3 protein-coding genes are annotated in these 1,566 nt (G+C 52.4%); all 3 read right to left on the bottom strand.

Annotated elements, in window-relative coordinates:
• Nucleotides 1-343: phage late control D family protein (locus tag OWK27_RS24230; RefSeq protein ID WP_267591366.1), on the bottom strand; the 343-nt coding region annotated here is incomplete at its 3' end.
• A 65-nt stretch (nucleotides 344-408) separates the two neighbouring features.
• Nucleotides 409-843 carry a hypothetical protein gene (locus tag OWK27_RS24225; RefSeq protein ID WP_242172430.1) on the bottom strand — a complete coding sequence of 145 codons (435 nt, stop codon included), beginning with the start codon at nucleotides 841-843 and terminating at the stop codon, nucleotides 409-411.
• A gap of 88 nt (nucleotides 844-931) precedes the next feature.
• The coding region (locus tag OWK27_RS24220) for a bacteriophage T4 gp5 trimerisation domain-containing protein (protein ID WP_420713039.1) at nucleotides 932-1,566 on the bottom strand (635 nt) is incomplete at its 5' end.

Genomic DNA, 1,566 nt, shown 5'->3' with positions numbered 1-1,566 from the left:
GCACCGTCTGCCCCTGGAAGATGCGCAGGTTGCGGTCTCGCTTCATCGGCCACAGGTCCGGCTCCACCGTCAGCTGGTAGACCGCGTAGCGGGTGCCCGTCAGCTCAACGGCGCTCACCGCCACGCGCGTGACTTTGCCGTTGATGAAGCGCGGGGTAAGCAGGTTCTGGGTCGGGATAGTCACCGTGACCGGCTGACCCAGCAATTTGCTGCGGTCGATGCGCGCGTCCGTGCCGAGCAGGGTCAGCGTCAGGGCGAACGACTCGGACATCGCCTCGCGGCCGGAGAGTTTCCAGAAGAGCAGCCCCTCGACGGGGAGCTGAACGGTAATTCGGTTGAGCATAATCTTTATTCCGTAAATGCAACGTCTTAGTTTCAGCAGCCGCAATGCAGCGTCAATTACAACGCTTACTTAAGCCACAAACCTGAAAACATAAGGACACACCCCAACGAAAGAAGGAGCCTGGCGAAGATAAACAGGGGCGACGCTACGGTGTATGTGACCCGGGAGATCTTTTCATAATTCGGAGCGTTGTATTTTTTATGCCCCGCCATAACACCAGAAAATATTGTGCATAGCAAAACGACGGTAAATTTCATACCCCAGACGCACAGGAGAGACATTGATAAGATGATGGAGTAGTGTTTAGCCACCGCGACCGGAAATATTGAAAATGTCAGCGCCAGCCATTTTAAAAGAAAACCAATGCCGGCTGTAGAAAGCAGGACAAGCCCCAGCATCAGACCCATGCTGATCCATTGTTTCTTATTAAAAAGGTTATTGTCATTCCAGATAAGTGCAAGCGTGAGGATCAAAAAGGAAAAAAAGAATAACCAGTTCATTTCAGGGTGCCTCTTTTGCCCCTCAATGCCTGGCTTTCCCGTCGCCTATGGTGACGGGAAAGCCGGTTATGTGGCAGGCTGAATATAATTATTTATTAGCATTGAACACAAAAAAGCCATCCACTTCCTGCTGGATCGCTGACTGGTGGGATGCCCCTGGTGCATCGATGGCATTGGTTCCTTCAGCAGGATTTAAATGCAGCTGCCCGGAAAGCGTATTTATTTGCGCATTCTGTTTTGCAGTAAAGTTGAAGTTATTGCCGATGATATTCACGCTGCCGTCTTTTGTTAATTCGATAGCGCTTTCACCACACTCCAGCCTCAGGGTATTACCCGCTGAGAGAATGTAGTTATTAACAACTTTATCGCTGCGGCTGCTACCCGTCAGGCAAACCACCTCACCTTTCACACCTGCTTTCTGATTTTTTGCCACCCGTAAGGTTTCATCTTCGCCCACATACTGGGTTCGATTTTTTTCAGTCGCATGGGACTCATCATTCTTAACGTTGATATCCAGGTTGCGCTCGGCCTGGATCCACACCTGCTCCGCGCCCGCCTTGTCCTCAAAGCGCAGGGCGTTGGCGTTATCGACCGAGCCATCCTTCGAGCGGCTCATAAAGCCCATCTGCGTCGCCGCTGCCGGCAGCGCCCACGGCGGCATGCTCGCGTCGTTGTACACGCGCCCGGTGATAATCGGCCGGTCCGGATCGCCGTTGATAAAGT

The organism is Enterobacter cloacae complex sp. 2022EL-00788 (genome assembly GCF_026627565.1).
Classification (GTDB): domain Bacteria; phylum Pseudomonadota; class Gammaproteobacteria; order Enterobacterales; family Enterobacteriaceae; genus Enterobacter; species Enterobacter pasteurii.
This window is presented reverse-complemented; position numbering and strand designations above follow the sequence as displayed.

Coding starts and splice junctions, on each gene's coding strand:
- OWK27_RS24225 (WP_242172430.1), bottom strand. CDS start 843: ATGAACTGGTTATTCTTTTTTTCCTTTTTGATCCTCACGCTTGCACTT.